Annotated in this window: 14 protein-coding genes; all 14 read left to right on the top strand. The window is 48.2% G+C overall.

The genetic code is table 11. The annotated features are described in order from the left end of the window. Positions 1 to 7: 7 nt before the first annotated feature. The gene (locus OBACDRAFT_RS13990) at positions 8 to 856 is read left to right on the top strand and encodes an NAD-dependent epimerase/dehydratase family protein (RefSeq protein ID WP_043586578.1); all 849 of its coding nucleotides are present in this window, start codon (positions 8 to 10) and stop codon (positions 854 to 856) included. Between the two features lie 17 nt (positions 857 to 873). After that, on the top strand, positions 874 to 1,881 hold the full coding sequence (locus tag OBACDRAFT_RS13995) for a glycosyltransferase family 2 protein (protein ID WP_043586579.1): 1,008 nt from the start codon (positions 874 to 876) through the stop codon (positions 1,879 to 1,881). A gap of 137 nt (positions 1,882 to 2,018) precedes the next feature. Next, positions 2,019 to 3,251: an MATE family efflux transporter gene (locus OBACDRAFT_RS28285; protein WP_157837078.1), complete on the top strand. Its 1,233-nt coding sequence runs from the start codon at positions 2,019 to 2,021 to the stop codon at positions 3,249 to 3,251. Positions 3,252 to 3,263: 12 nt separating this feature from the next. Then, the gene (locus OBACDRAFT_RS26695) at positions 3,264 to 4,076 is read left to right on the top strand and encodes a glycosyltransferase (RefSeq protein ID WP_081722056.1); all 813 of its coding nucleotides are present in this window, start codon (positions 3,264 to 3,266) and stop codon (positions 4,074 to 4,076) included. A gap of 5 nt (positions 4,077 to 4,081) precedes the next feature. After that, positions 4,082 to 4,816 (top strand): hypothetical protein, encoded by a 735-nt coding sequence (locus tag OBACDRAFT_RS14005; RefSeq protein WP_043586583.1) that lies wholly within the window; start codon positions 4,082 to 4,084, stop codon positions 4,814 to 4,816. After that, entirely contained in the window at positions 4,813 to 6,126 is a 1,314-nt protein-coding gene (locus OBACDRAFT_RS14010) for a hypothetical protein (protein WP_157837079.1), read from the top strand. Before OBACDRAFT_RS14005 ends, OBACDRAFT_RS14010 begins: the two co-directional genes overlap by 4 nt. 8 nt (positions 6,127 to 6,134) lie before the next feature. Next, positions 6,135 to 7,343 (top strand): glycosyltransferase, encoded by a 1,209-nt coding sequence (locus tag OBACDRAFT_RS26700; protein ID WP_081722057.1) that lies wholly within the window; start codon positions 6,135 to 6,137, stop codon positions 7,341 to 7,343. 38 nt (positions 7,344 to 7,381) lie between these two features. Further along, positions 7,382 to 8,254, top strand: coding sequence for a glycosyltransferase (locus OBACDRAFT_RS26705; protein ID WP_081722058.1), 873 nt, complete (start codon positions 7,382 to 7,384; stop codon positions 8,252 to 8,254). Positions 8,255 to 8,350: 96 nt separating this feature from the next. Next, positions 8,351 to 9,514, top strand: a complete 1,164-nt coding sequence (locus OBACDRAFT_RS26710; protein WP_157837080.1) for a glycosyltransferase family 4 protein — start codon at positions 8,351 to 8,353, stop codon at positions 9,512 to 9,514. A 104-nt stretch (positions 9,515 to 9,618) separates the two neighbouring features. Next, positions 9,619 to 10,830 (top strand): glycosyltransferase, encoded by a 1,212-nt coding sequence (locus OBACDRAFT_RS14015; RefSeq protein ID WP_232767148.1) that lies wholly within the window; start codon positions 9,619 to 9,621, stop codon positions 10,828 to 10,830. A gap of 70 nt (positions 10,831 to 10,900) precedes the next feature. Further along, on the top strand, positions 10,901 to 11,875 hold the full coding sequence (locus OBACDRAFT_RS14020) for an NAD-dependent epimerase/dehydratase family protein (protein WP_043586587.1): 975 nt from the start codon (positions 10,901 to 10,903) through the stop codon (positions 11,873 to 11,875). Between the two features lie 232 nt (positions 11,876 to 12,107). After that, entirely contained in the window at positions 12,108 to 13,511 is a 1,404-nt protein-coding gene (locus OBACDRAFT_RS14025; protein ID WP_043586588.1) for an exopolysaccharide biosynthesis polyprenyl glycosylphosphotransferase, read from the top strand. Positions 13,512 to 13,732: 221 nt separating this feature from the next. After that, positions 13,733 to 14,899, top strand: a complete 1,167-nt coding sequence (gene ribD, locus OBACDRAFT_RS14030) for a bifunctional diaminohydroxyphosphoribosylaminopyrimidine deaminase/5-amino-6-(5-phosphoribosylamino)uracil reductase RibD (protein WP_043586589.1) — start codon at positions 13,733 to 13,735, stop codon at positions 14,897 to 14,899. A 19-nt stretch (positions 14,900 to 14,918) separates the two neighbouring features. Next, positions 14,919 to 15,302, top strand: a 384-nt coding sequence (locus OBACDRAFT_RS14035; protein ID WP_232767150.1) for a non-canonical purine NTP pyrophosphatase, incomplete at its 3' end; no start/stop codon positions are given.

Below are 15,302 nucleotides of genomic sequence, written 5' to 3' on the forward strand. Positions count from 1 at the left end.
TCTCGCGATGCGGATTTTCATTACAGGCGCTACCGGCTTTATTGGTCGGCACGTGGTCCACGAGTGTCTCGCCGCCGGCCATGAGGTAGTCGGGTTGGCTCGCCGGCCACCAACCGAGCATGTGGATGCTTCAGAGCGAGTGCGCTGGCAGGTCGGCTCCTTGTCCGATTTCACCAGCGAACATTTTACGGGGGCGGAGGGGGTTATTCACCTTGCCTCTCATGGCGTGACGGAGGGAATGAACGACTGGGAGAAGTGCTTTCAGGTTAACGTTCATGACAGTCTAAAACTATGGCGAAGTGCGATTGATGCCGGTGTGAGGAGGTTTGTTATTTGCGGATCATGTTTCGAATACGGACGCAGCGGAGAGCGCTATGACTACATACCCGTAGATGCTTCCTTGGAGCCTACGGGAGCATACCATTCTTCAAAAGCTGCGGCGACCATGGCCGCGCTCGGCTTGGCGGTGGACTATAAGCTCAAGCTGATCGTGCTTCGCCCTTTTCACATTTTTGGTGAAGGCGAAGCGCCGTCGCGATTTTGGTCCTCGCTTCGCGTCGCCGCTGAGTCAGGAAGCGACTTTAAAATGACCGCAGGCGGTCAGATTCGTGATTTTACCCCGGTCGAATTAGCGGCAAAGGCTTTTGTAACTGCTGCCTCTTCCGCAGCTTTGAAAAAGGGCTCTCCACGTATTGTAAACTTAGGCGCCGGGCGACCGACAACACTGGCGCAGTTTGCTGCTGAATGGTGGAAAAAATGGGGCGCTAAGGGCAAATTGATCTTTGGGGCCATTCCTTATCGGCCGAACGAGGTCATGAGATATGTGCCTCTCATTGGCGAAGGGGAAAGAATGTGAATAAATAATTGTCTGCAATGGATATGCGCAAATTGTCGATTGTTATTCCGACTTATAATCGCACCGAGAAAGTGGTCGCGCGATTGAGAGAGCTTGAGAGACATGTATCCGAGTTGGTCTCAATTACGATTATTGATAACTGCTCGGATACACCGGTGAGGCACGTGATCCAGGAGGCGGGCGTGAATGTCGAATCCGGTCGAGTTGGCATTATTCGCAATCCTTGTAATATAGGGCTCGTTGCCAATTTGGTTCGCGCAGTAGAGATAGCTGATGCTGAGTGGCTTTGGGTTCTGGGCGATGACGACGAAGTGGCGCGTGGTGCTGTAGATTTTATATTGAATGAGATAGACCGCTGTTCGGATTCTGTTCTGATAAACTTTACCTCTGATGTCTTAGGTCGCGTCGATAAACGTGAGCGTCCTAAGCGAGTGATCGTATTCCCAGATGCTGATCTCCGTGAATTGGACTGTTTTGCTAACTTGCTTTTTATTAGCACTAATGTGGTTCGGGTTAGCACTCTAAGGAAATACATGGGGCTGATCTATGCCCATGCTTCCTCGTATACGCATTATCTTCCTGCAGTTTTTGCTGCATTATGTTATAATCGTAAGGTGATTGTGTTGTCGCCGGGTTGGATAGTTCGCGCAAATAATGTTCCCGTGGGAGAGGCGCGCTGGAGCATGAAATTAGCCATCCATTTTTTTCAATTACTCGAGGTTATTGATCCTGGAGAATCTAGGAGGAAAATGTCTGATTTGATTTACAGGGCGCATAGGTTGCGGCCTGCGAAGGACTATCTTCGCTATGTAGCACTGAATGACGAAATCGATTATGCGGCGATGAATGCGCTGTATGTTTTCACTTATCGATCCCGTATTCGTGGTATTATACATTTTATGCTGATAGCAATGATAGACTATTTGTCGCCGCTGCTGAAATGTTTTATCACGAGATTCGGTCGGAAATGGCGAGATAAAGCGCCGACGTCTCGTTTTATTCGTGGCCTCAGGGCTCGCGACTAGATCATGGTATGTGAGGTGATGATTTGAGGGGATTATTAAATTTTATAGGTTTTGATGCAGCTGTGGCGCCGGTTGTATTCAGCCGGTTTTGGAGTCTGCTGGCCGGGCCGGTGACCATATATTTATATGTTCGCCAGATGTCGCGTGAAGAACAGGGTTATGCGTATTTATTTGGATCGATCATTGCGCTACGGATATTCCTTGAATTGGGCGTTTCGCAGAGTGTGTCTACATTTGTTGCGCATGAGGCTGCACATTTGAGGTTTGGGCGCTTGGGTTGTCTAGTTGGCTCAGCAGGTCATCTTGCGCGGTTGCGCGCTCTTATTCGCTTTTTTGCGAAATGGTATACTGTTGCTTCGCTCTTGTTTGTTATAACCGTCGGGTCTGGTGGGTGGCTGTTTATGGTGTCCAGAGTCGAGGCGGCTGCAACTGGTGTGTCTTGGCAGGGACCATGGCTCATGGTGATCGCAGCGTCTGGTATGAATATTTTAATTCTTCCGTTGCTCTCCACTTTAGGAGGGTGTGGGAAGGTACCGCTAATGAATAGGATAAATGCGATAAATGTGTTCAGCTTAAATATTGTTACATGGGGTGGTTTGTTGGTTGGATGGGAATTATATGCTCTTGGGTGTGGCTACCTTTGTGCGGCTATTATATCAGCTGCGCAAGTTATATGTGGGCAAAGGGTTTTGTGGAGGCAGGTTTTTCGGTGCAGATTTGGCGAAGCAAAATTTTCGTTTTGGAAGGAGGTTTTTCCGTTTCAGTGGCGAATATCCGTGAGTTGGATGAGCGGTTATTTTGTAAATCAAATATATACGCCTGCAATATTTATGTTGTTTGGCCCCGCAGTGGCCGGTCAATATGGAATGACCAGTAATATTTTTTCGATGATAAGTTCTTGTGCTTACGCGTGGGTGGGGGCAAAGCAACCTGCGTTAACGCAATTTAATGCATTGGGATTGAAGGAAAAGATGGGTGATCTGTTCGGTCCAGCTTATATTAGGTCGCTGGTATTATCGCTCATTGGCCTGTCCCTAGGTGGAGTGGCAATGTGGGGCGCAAGCCATTTGCCACTTTTTAACGGGCGCTTTCTCTCCTCTTTCTTGATAATTATTTTGGCTTTGGGTTATCTGATGCAGACCGCATTGTTAGGGATGGCAAGTTTTGTGCGTGCTCATAAGGTGGAGCCTTTTATTTCTGTTGCTTGGATTCAAGCGATAATTGCTCTCGCCGGAGTCAAGATAATGGGCTTATTTTGGGGGCTGTCGGGTATTGCCCTCGCATTCACGCTATGTTGGTTAGTCGGCCTTCCGCTTGTGATGCGAATTTTTTCCCCTTATTGGCATGCTACTCAGCGTATGGTGAAATAATGATATTGTTTTATGTTGGTTTCTGTGCTGATTAATAATTATAACAATGGCCGCTTCATCAAGGAGGCAGTAAGTTCCGTTTTGGGACAGTCTCGTCCGGCCGATGAGGTGATCGTTTATGATGATGGCTCTTCAGACGACAGTATGGCGACGCTTGCTCAATTTGGGGAAAAGGTGCGCGTCGTGCATCGTCCTAATTGGGGTAAAAAGCCATCCTTAAACCAAGGTAATGCGATCCATCAAGCTTTCATGTTATCTCGGGGAGATATCATTTTTCTTCTGGATGGCGATGATGGATTTTTGCCAGGAAAGATTGAAACGTATTTACAGGCATTTACAGAGTCAGACGTATTGTTGGTGCAGTCGGCTACGCAAGTCGTCAACGAGTCGGGGAGTATTATCAGGATTAATAGCATAAATCCTGCTGGAGACGATCATCTTGCATTATATTATAAGCATAAACGCACTAATTTTTTTTACCAGACTAGTGCATTGGCTTGGAGACGTCGTGCAATCGAACGCTTTCTCCCCATTGAGGATGATGGTCGATGGGATGTCTGGCCTGATGTAAGAATGTCTCGCCGTGTGCCGTTTTTGGGTAAGGTGGTTACTTTGAGCGAGCCGTTTACACGTTATCGAGTCCATGCTAAAAATCACTATGGCGTTAAGAAGCGTCCGGCTTGGGAATTGTTGGGGCGGAATCTGTTTATTCACCAGCAAGTTAATAGCTTTGCACATGCATGTGGGGCTCGGCCCGTTCCTTATTGGCGTTGCTGTGAGTTTTTCTCTCTTCTCCTTAAGTCGGCACTCGGAGCCAATTCTTAATTAATATGCAAAATTCGAATGAAAAATATCAGAACGATATAGCAATAGTCCTAGGGAATGGTCCTTCGGTGGACCAGTTGAATCCTGCGCTCTTGGATGGGATTCGTGTTTTTGGCACGAATTCCATTTTTAAAAAATATAGTGATTGGCGACGTTCTCTGTCCGATGTTGTTATTACGGATTTCTTCCGACTGCACGAGATCGGTTCCGCTTACGCTGCCTTTCCCGAAACGAGGCTTCACATTGGAGTCCATCCGGCTATCTTGCCCCGAGCGTCATTGATTAAATCAATAGTAAAGAGGGATTTTATACCTATTCGCCAATATGCGAGGCCATTTTTCCGCCGTATCAAGACATTCCAGCACGTGCATTGGAGCGATCGCATGCGAGCCATAGTTTTTGATAAATTACAATTTTCTTTGGATCCCGAGGTGGGGTTTAATTTTGGGCGTAGCGTGGTCACGGCCTCAATCGCCATCGCGGCCCAATTCAAGCCCAAGAGAATTTTGATTTCCGGTATTGATGCTCGCTATCGCTCAGGGCAGGATTACTTCAGCGGGATGAGTGTGGATTACGTCAATCACGACTTTATCAAGAATCCGCGTGCCCAGATGGAACCCTTCTTGGCCATGGCACGGGTTGCTCTGGAGGATAGAGGAATCGAACTAATTGATTGCACGCCTAGCGGAGCAATTACTTGCCTGAGAAAAAGTTCGTTTGAGGCGGAAATATCAAAATGAATCTACTTCTCCTCTCACTCTGGGTTCAAATTGCTTCAGCGGTTATTGTTTTATTGCGCAATAGGAATCCATTCTCTCCATTCCTAATATTACATGCAGGATTTGTTTTCACCACATTCAGCGTGTTGACCAATCAGCTTTTGCCAGATCCATTAGGGGTCAAGCGATCTCTGCAGTTCACCCTTTCAGCAGAAGTATCAACATACCTTCTGTTGGCGAGCGTAATTATGTTTATTATAACACTCTTTTTACCCAAAGGTCCAATTGGGAAAATTCCCGGACGAATTGAACTTAGATTCGAGAAATTGGTCCTCTTGGGGATTTCTGCCCTATGTCTGGGTGAACTCGCTGTTGGCGTCGTGCTTGGTGGTGGAGTCCCGCTGTTGGTGATGGGGAGGGGGGGCGCGAGCGGCTATGGTGATTTCCGTATCGGTTTTCTTTCTGTAGTGGCGCACGGATCGGCCAAGTTCCTGTTTCTCTATTTGATGCTGCGTCTTTTAAATTTTAAAGGTTATTCTTTCGAATTCTTAAGAGATAATTTTCTTTTGATTTTTGTAACGATTGGCTGCCTTGGTATGAATTTTCTGGGTGGACTTCGTAATCTATTGCTGCTGCCTTTGATATTTGCAGCTTATGTGCTTCTGGATAGTATCATTCTTACGAAGCGATTGAAATTTATGATCTTTATCTCGGCAGTTTTATTTGTCCCGATTTTCTTTGTGGTCATTGGCTCCTTTCGCACATCTTCCCTCAAATTTACAGGACTGCTTCTAGCTAATCCCACAGATATTGCATGGTTGGATTCGGCGCTTTCATGGTTCTATCTTTATCTCTTCCCAAGTTATTTAAATCTCGACGGGTTGCTGGTTTCGTTCAGTGAATTTCAGCATGGTCGTATTTTACTTTCACTGATAATTCCGGATAGGATTCTTTGGGAATTTGGACTTTTGCCTCAGGTAACTGCGATTGAGTATTTGAGTAGCAATCTGCTTCTTCCGTATTCGGGACTTACCTTTCGAACCTTGTTCGCGGATCTCTATGCCGATTTTGGCTATGCAGGTTCTCTTTTGACTGGTGCATTTTTCTTAGGTGCCAGTGTCTGGCTTTATCGTAAGCGTGGGCAATCCTTGCTCTGCATGTTTCTTTTTATGAACTGCTTTAAAGGACTTTACATGTTTCCACTTAAGTTCTCATTTCTCACGCAATACGATATTTTACCTATTGTGCTCTTTTTGCTTTTGGTAAAATATAGTCCGCTGGATATGCCGGTGAATCGGAGGCGAGGCCGTATGGTTCGATTGTCATCTTAGCCATTTATATGAAAATCCTGATTATAAATGCGCTAAGCAAGACGAACGCCGTTGGCGGTGCTGAAAAGTCGGTTCATCTGACTGCTTGCGAATTATATGCTAAGGGGCATGATGTGTTACTTCTGGCCTTTCATAGATCATGGAAATTTCGTTATATGACGGTGGATTCCGTTCCAATTCTGCTCTGTCCTTGTGCCAATATCTACTGGCCTTTTGACGGGAGAGTGCGACATCCACTAGCCCGGATTTTCTTTAATATCTTTGATATAATAAATCCTATATCCATAGCAATTATTGCTGGAATTGTGGCATTCAAGCGACCATGCATTGCATGGACGAACATGGTGAAGGGTTGGTCGGTCGGCTCTTGGCTGATACTTAAAATAATGAGGGTTCCTGTAGTAGCTACATTAAGGGAATTTGATTTATTATATAGTGGAGAATCAATTAAATTACACCCCGAGAGCCCTAAAGCGATTCCTGGGATTAGCGCTCTCAAGTGTTTTTTTACACGATTTCCCGATGCTGTCGTGGGAATCAGTAAATACATTTTAAATTTGCATAAGAACGCTGGCTACTTCAGGAATTCACGTGATTCATGGGTAATAGCCAATCCAATTGATGTTTCTATAAATTATGTAAAACGACCTCTCGTTGTTGGCAATGATATGTTAAGAATTGGATGGATCGGGCGTTTTTCAGCGGAAAAAGGAATTCATGTGTTTTTGGGTGCGGCGCACAAGTTGAAATTCCATAAAAAATTTAATTTTTATATCGCCGGATCAGGAGATCTTGATTTGATAGCATCCGTTCAAAAAGCACAAGCAAATGGCGAAGTAAGGTATGTCGGGTTTTCGAAAACTTCGGATTTTTTATCCCAGATAGATGTTCTCGTGGTCACATCATTATGGCCCGAACCTTTTGGGAGGGTTGTGATTGAAGGATTTCAGTATGGATGCTATGTATTAAGCACTGATCGAGGGGGGCTGCCTGAAATTAATAAAAATAAAAGTTGCGGACAATTGTTTGATGGTTCTGTAGACGATCTTTGTGCGAAATTGGAGAAGATTTCTTTTGAGAAAATTTTGAGCGCACGGGAGGCTGCACGAGTTGAGGCGCTTACTTATATTTCGGCTTTGATAGCAGATGAATATATTAAAGTTTTTGAGTCACATATAATAGACAATTCCCTTAATGTGAATGAAAATATTGTATGAGACTATAACTCTCTTATCGATTTTATTATCATCATTCAATGAAAATTGGAATATTGGCGACTAATTTCAAATACCCGCCACGAGCTATTGCAACAACTATTCGATGCTCAATAATTGCTGCATTCTTGCGAATGTTTTGGTGCGAAAATTATTATATATGGTATATTCATGATTATTTTGATCATAGGGGAATCGCTCGCAAATATCTTTCCATACTGTTGCTTCATTGCTCTCGGATTTGGATCGCTAACTCACAAGATGTTGCTCAGTCAATAATTGGAATGGAGGGTGGTTTAAAATATAAAGGGATTATGATATATTGTGCTGTGGAGACTCCCTTTCATGCGAGCTCGGCGGTGCGAAAAAAAATGAGGGAATCGGTAATTTTCGTCGGTTCAATAAATGCATGGAAAGGACTTCGTGAAATCGTTTGCGGATTGGCGGAATGTCGTCTAAAGAATGGATGGGCTCCAGAACTTGGGGTTATTGGAGAAATAATAGATAGAAACTATTGGAATGATATCCAGAGTATAGCTATACGCGAAAATGTGAAGATCAATTATTTGGGAGTTCGGAATGATGTGACTACGATTATGCAAAGTTATGAAGTTTTGATTCATGGAACATTGCAACGTGAACCATTTGGATTGGTTGTCGCGGAGGCTCTTAATGCTGGTTGTTTTGTTGTTTCCAGTGCGAGGGGGGGGGTTAGGGAGTTACTCACAGAACCGATGCTTAAGTGCGCTTTTACACCTGAAGATCCTAAGAATTTAGGTGAATCGTTATTACGGGCGGAATATGAACTTAGTTTGGGAAGGGGAGGGGGGGGCGGGAGATTTTCTGTTGATCGACATTATCATGCTATGTCGAGTCTTAAAAAAAGTCTTGAATCTGTTTTTTGGATAATTTGATAGTTATTTCCATGTAATATGGAATAAGTCGAATTTATAAAAATGCCTTTTGTAAAGAGACTGTTTTGTTATGGTTTTTGGTGTATTTCTGGTTGTATGAATAGTAATAAACTAATGGTTCTGGCCTCGGGACTTTCGTATCCTCCTAATGAGGGGTTACATGAGCAATTCCTGCAGACTTTGGAAAACTTAATTAAATTTAAGGAATCGGGTGGTTTAATAATGGATTTAATTGTGGTATCTAAGGCTGCTGAGGATTTTGATAAAGAGACTTTTTGCTCGAAATTTCCACAGGTGGATTCACTACATGTAATTATCTGTCGTTTGAAATATCCCTTTTTGATGGCGAAATGTTTTATCTTCCCCATGTTGTTTTTTTCAAGTGTATTAGGAGAAAGGGGAAATTACGCGTATGTTTATATTGAGGGGATTCCATTGGCGCCTTTGATTAGATATTTTGGCCATTGCTCGATAATAATGAGTGGTCTAGATGCTTGGTCGCTAAGGCAGAGAAGGTTGTCGCGTAAATCTAGGGGGATGCGAAAATTCTTCTTATATGTCTACGCTATGTTTTCACTCTGGGTGGAGAAAAAATTTTATAAGAAAGCTACCTGTGTTCACCTAGTCTCTCCGGTCGATGCAAGGTATTATAGAAGAGTGTTAGGCATTTCGAATATTGCTGTAATACCGGTTTCAGTTCAAGATGAACGGAGGAGGGAGCATTCGGCGGCAGGTAATTATGTGGTTTTTTGGGGGGACATACGGGTAAGGTATATTAGGGCTGGTTTAGATTTATTACTAAATGATGTTTGGCCTAGTATCTCGGAATGTATGCCTAATGTTTCATTGATTGCCTTGACTAGAATGATTCCTGATATGGGGATGACGGGGGATGGGCAGCGTAATGTTAGATTCTTAGAATGGTGCGATGATATCGATACTTTGCTCAGTAATGCAAGAATTATCCTTCTTCCAGATATGGCGGGAACTGGATTAAAGAATCGCACTATACGCGCGTTGGCGAGTGGGCGTCCTGTAATCGGTTCACGGTTTGCACTTGAGGGCATTCCGGTCAAAGCGGGCATTGATGCTTTTTTGGCAAAGAATAAAATGGAATTTATTGAAAAAATAAAGCTACTCTTAAATGATACGGCGCTTGCTGACGCAATGGGGCAATCAGCTCGAAAGTTTGTTTCTGATAATTATTCTTCTATGTCAGTAAATCAACAATGGATGGACCTTTTTTCTCGGATTTTTTGATGTCTACCTAGTTGATAATTGTTGGTTTTGATAATTTATTTGGAGCAATTTGGAATTGCATTTACTGAAGGATTATTAAGCAAAGAAGATGGCAATATTATTGTATGGCACGAATACAGTTCATTACAAATCTTTATTATCCCGATGAACTGGCAGGGGCTGCATTATTTGCCGACTTGAGTCAATTCTTGGTAGAGCGTAGTCATGAAGTAAGGGTTTTATGTACATTTTCGTATTACCCTGCTTGGCGTTTGCGGGAGGAAGACCGCGGAGTGGGGATACGTGAAGAACAGTGGAAGGGGATTCCACTCAAGCGTATTTCGATGTATGTGCCGGAACGTCCATCGGGAGCGCGGCGTATACTTTCGGATTTTAGCTTTTTCCTGTCGATTCTGGCTCGGAATGGATTTCGGGGGTGGAAACCGGATGTGATTTTGACAGCGTCTCCTATGTTTTCCCAATGTCTGGCTCAGCGCTTTATTTATCCGTTTCGCCGTATTCCGCGCATGATCGTTGTGCAGGATTTTGTCGTCGATGCGGCGCTTGAATTGGGAATTTTGAAGCTGCCCTTGATTGAAAAACCGTTACGATGGCTGGAGCGTTGGAGTTTCCGCTCGGCAGCGACGCTTTCAACGATCAGCGATGCGATGCTGGAAAAGCTGGGGAAGATCGTCGGGGAAGATCGTCGGCTGATTTTTATTCCTAACTGGATTCATCAAAGCATCGCTACCGAAATTGCCCGGCAGCAGCAATCAGCTCCCGTCCGCCGGGAAGGCGTGCTGCTTTATAGTGGAAATCTTGGTGTGAAGCAGGGTCTGCCTCAGTTCTTGGAGGTGTTTCAACTCGGTCGGGATAACTGGAACTTGGAAATCCATGGGGGGGGGGCGGAGTTGGAACGGATGCGCGAGGCGGTGAAGGGTGCTCCGGGGGTGGCTTTGGGCGAGGTTTTGCCTGAGGAGGAGTATGTTAAAAAACTGCTTACAAGTTCGGCTTGTTTGATCACACAGATGCCGGGAGTGGGGGCTAATTTCCTGCCAAGTAAGTTGCTGCCCGCTTTGGCAGCGGGGACGCCAGTACTGGCAGTAGGAGACAAGGACAGTCCGCTGGGACGCGAGGTGAAGCGGGGTCAGTTTGGCGATGTGTTGGCATCTGGCGACACGGAGGGCCTGCGGGCCGTGCTGCGGCACTGGCGTGCTAATCCAGATATTCTGAAAACATATTCGGCCAATGCGTTGGCATGGGGCGAACGATATTCTCGCGAGCGTGTGTTGGCTCAATATGAGACGGAGTTGATGCGCTTGGCGACCAAGGGTTAGTTTTGAGTTGGATGCTGGATTGGACTTTATGACTAAGAATTACCAACTGTGAACCAGAAAACTTAAATATATGAAAAAATTAATTGTGTTTGGTGGCGAAGGACTTATTGGCCGGCATTTGGCCGCATGCCTACTAGCGAAAGGAGATGACGTAACGAGTGTTGATTTGGAGGATTCTAAACGAGGTGAGGGAGCCGCACGTCGGTTTGTCGCAGGGGATGTGCGCTTGCCGATTAGTGATCAATTATGTTCAAGTCCTCCTCCAGTGATTTTTAATTTAGCAGCAGTGTTGCGTACCCCCGGACACCCTATGCACGAATATTTTGAGACAAATCTAAAAGGTGCTGATCATGTTTGCGAGTATGCTAGAAAGACAAACGCCCGAACAATTGTTTTTACTAGTTCCATGGCAGCGTATGGAACCTCAGAGTATTTAAAAACTGAAGATACACTGCCAACTCCCAATACGGCTTATGGTATTTCCAAGCTAGTGGCGGAGCATATTCACCGCACTTGGCAGGCGGAGAAACCGGATGAACGCCGTTTGGTGATCGTGCGGCCCGGCGTGGTGTTTGGACGCGGCGAGCGGGGAAATGTCACCCGACTTTATTGGGCCTTGCGTCGCAAGCGCTTCGCCTATCCAGGCCGCACGGACACGATCAAGGCGAGCATTTACGTCAAGGATGTGGCGGCGCTTTTGGCGGGAATGGCAGCGAGGCCAGAGCCCGGCGTGTTTATCTATAATCTCACTTATGAACCCGCGCCGACGATTTCGGATATATGCGCGACGATGAGCAAGGTGACTGGTGTAAAGCTGCCCAAGTTGGTTGTCCCAGGGTTTCTGTTGCGGACGATAGCGGCGGTGCTAGGGCCAGTTCATGGAGTATTGGGTGAGGGTTTTCATCCTGACCGGGTAAAAAAATTGATGATTTCGACCAATATCAGCGGAAAGAAACTGCAAGAGGATGGCTACACGATGCGTTATTCATTGGAAGATGCGATTCGCGACTGGTGGAAAGATTGCGGAGAAAAGGGACTTGAATAAAAGCTAAAAACTGAAAACTAAAAAGCTAAAATTAGGATGCGGCCAAGTAGTGGGAACAGATACACCTAAAGATCTTTGTTAGCTTTTAGTTTTCAGCTTTTCCTTATGGCACCCGGATTCAGTCACCCACTCCACTGAGCTTCGGGGCGAACACTTCGCATTTGACCATCTACGCACTGTCGTGTTTCGTCAGATTTTAGCTTTTTAGGTTTCAGCTTTCAGCTCTTTCAAGATGATCGTCTATCGTCAGCGCGGCCTTGCCAATGTTTATGGGTTTGTCTCCACCGTGGTGGCGGTTGGTTTTCTCCCTTTGTACCGGGAGGTCTTGCCGTCGCTTACCTATGTAGCACTGGATCACGTGGACTTGCTGCCGTATGTGGTGGCAGTTTTTCTGGGAATGGTGGCCAGCGTGGGGTTGCTGCATGACCGAGCTGCTAATCTGAATCGGATCGACTACTGGGGGGCGTTTGGTCTGGCGCTTCGACAAGTGATGGTGGTGGGGGCGTTCATCTTCGCCTTCATGTTCATTACCAAGGAGCGAGATGTAAGCCGGGTGTTTCTTGGTTCATATCTCGTGATCCTGACCGGGGTGCTGACGATGATGCATGCGCGGATGCCCCGGATGCTGGCGGATTTTCTGTTTCCCGATTCGGCGCAGATGCCGACTTTGTTTGTGGGGCGAACAGGGAATTTGGAGGCGCTGGATGTCTGGATCACCAATCGCGGGCACTTGGGTATGACTCCGGTGGGTTTGCTGTCGGATACTCCGCCAACGCGGGCGGAAAAGGCGGTGGCACCTTATCTCGGCAGGGTGGATCAACTGGAAAAGGTGCTGCATGAGCGTCGGGTGGGGCAGGTGGTTTTGTTAGAGTGGATCGACGATCCTGAGATGGTGCAGAAGATGATCGGTATCTGCGAATCGGAGGGTTGCCGGTTTCTGATCCATAACAACTACGGAGCAAGATTTGCCCGGACGTTTATCCCGCTGGAGGAGGGCGGGCATCATTTCCTCGCCTTGCAACACGAGCCGCTGGAGGATCCGATCAGCCGGTTGTTGAAGCGGTTGCTGGATATTGCGATTTCGTTGCCGGTCGTGCTATTTGTCGTGCCGCCGCTGTGTGTATGGGTTTACTTTGTGCAGAGGCGGCAGGCTCCGGGGCCGTTGTTTTTCGTCAATCCGCGCGGGGGGCAGAATCGAACGAAGTTTAACATACTCAAATTCAGAACGATGTATGCGATCGATCACGACATCAACAAACAGGCCACGGTGGGGGACAGTCGTATTTATCCGTTTGGAGCATTTTTGAGGAGGTCGAGTCTGGATGAATTTCCGCAGTTCATCAATGTCCTGTTGGGCGACATGAGTGTCGTGGGGCCTCGACCTCATCCTGTAGGGATGGAAGAAAGATTTAGCCGAGAGACGCATGCATATAATAGCCGGTCATTTGTTAAGCCAGGGATAACCGGTTTGGCTCAAGTTAGAGGATATCGAGGAGAAATCACCGAACCAGAGAAACTGCACCGGCGCATTTATTGGGATCTTTATTACATCAGCAACTGGTCGCTGGCGCTTGATCTGCGCATCGTCTTCCTGACGGCCTGGCACGTGGTCCGCCCGCCGAAGACGGCGTATTGAAAAAGCTAAAAAGCTAAAAAGCTAAAAAGCTGAAAACAGTCTTCATACTTTAGCCACAAAGAGGCACGAAATCCCACACACTTCGGGGACGTTTCCATTGTGCCCATAGGCGCACGGGCGACATTCGCCGGGGGGGAAGATTCTCTTGTGTTTTTTTGTGGATGAAGCTCCGTGGTTTTATTTCAGCTTTCAGTTTTTAGCGTTTCAGCTTTTTTTTTCGTATGGAAGCGGACCTGGCCCGGCACGAATGTTTTATGTGGCAAGCCCTCGCCCTCGCACGGCGGGCTTGGGGGAACACGCATCCCAACCCGATGGTCGGCGCGATCATCGTTGAGGATGGCGCGGTGGTGGCCGAGGGGTGGCATGCCCGGGACGGCGGGCCGCACGCCGAGCGCGTGGCGTTGACCGCTCTTGGTCGTGCGCCCAAGCCGGGGGCGACGCTCTACGTGACTCTGGAGCCGTGCTCCACGCATGGGCGGACGGGCGCGTGTTGCGATGCGATCATCGAGGCGGGCATCAGGCGCGTGGTCGTGGGCGCGACCGACCCGAATCCCGACCACGCGGGCGCGGGTTACGCCCGGCTGCGCGCGGCGGGCGTGGAGGTAATCACAGGGGTGCGCGAGCGCGAGTGCGCCGACCTCAACCTCATTTTTAACCAGTGGATCACCACGGGCCTGCCGTTGCTGGCGGGGAAAATCGCCACCACACTCGATGGCAAGATCGCGTGTCGCACGGGGCATTCCAAGTGGATCACTGGCGAGGCGGCGCGCGCCGACGTGCACCGCTGGCGACGGCTTTTCCCGGCCATCGCCGTCGGTGCCATGACGGTGCTGGCCGATGATCCACGGCTCACAGCGCGGCCCGCTGACGGCGGGGAATGGTGCCCGTGGCGGTTTGTTTTCGACGGGTTGCTGCGAACGCTGGGCGGGCCGCGTCTGCCGCAGGTGTACACGGACGGGCATCGTGAGCGCACCATCGTGGTGACCACGCCGCACGGCGGCATGGGCTACGTGCGCAAGCTGCGCGAGATGGGCGTGGCGGTGTGGGTGCTCGATGCGCCTACTCAGCGGGTCAATTTCGCTGATTTCCGACGTCGTTGCGCCGAGGAAAAAATCACGGGCGTGTACTTCGAAGGCGGCGCCCAACTGCTAAGCGAACTGCTGCGCAGCCGCGAACTCGATTACTTGTTCAACTACCGCGCGCCGCTGTTGTTTGCCGATGACAAGGCGCGGAGTGTGTTCACCGGACTGCGCACCGAAAGTGTGCAGCAGGCGGTCCGTATCCAGGGTGCGACTACGGAGGTGCATGGCGAGGATTCGCTGGTGCGCGGGCATGTGGTGTACCCGTCAAAACTTTCTGTCGATGAAACTGCATTTGGCATCGGGTAACGCTCACAAGGTTTCAGAAATGAACGCGCTTGCCGCCTCCAGCGGCCTGCCGTTTTCGCTGACGGTCGTATCCGCCCGCGAGGCGGGCGGCATGCCGCCCGTGGTGGAGGACACCGGCACGTTTGTGGGAAATGCGCGCAAGAAAGCCGTGGCGCTTCAGGCAAAACTCGCCGCGACGATCGGCGCCGCGACTGGCGCAACCGCCGCAGGTGACGTGTGGGTATTGGCGGACGATAGCGGGTTGTGCGTGGACGCACTGGGTGGCGGGCCGGGGGTGGAGAGCGCCTATTACGCCGGGCCGCAGGGCGACAGCGCGGCCAATCTGAAAAAACTCGTGGAGGTGATGCGTCATGTCCCTGCGGATACAGGTGCGAACCAGACAGGGGGGGGGGGGGGGGGGGGG

The sequence above is a fragment of the Geminisphaera colitermitum TAV2 genome (assembly GCF_000171235.2).
GTDB classification, from domain to species: Bacteria; Verrucomicrobiota; Verrucomicrobiia; order Opitutales; family Opitutaceae; genus Geminisphaera; species Geminisphaera colitermitum.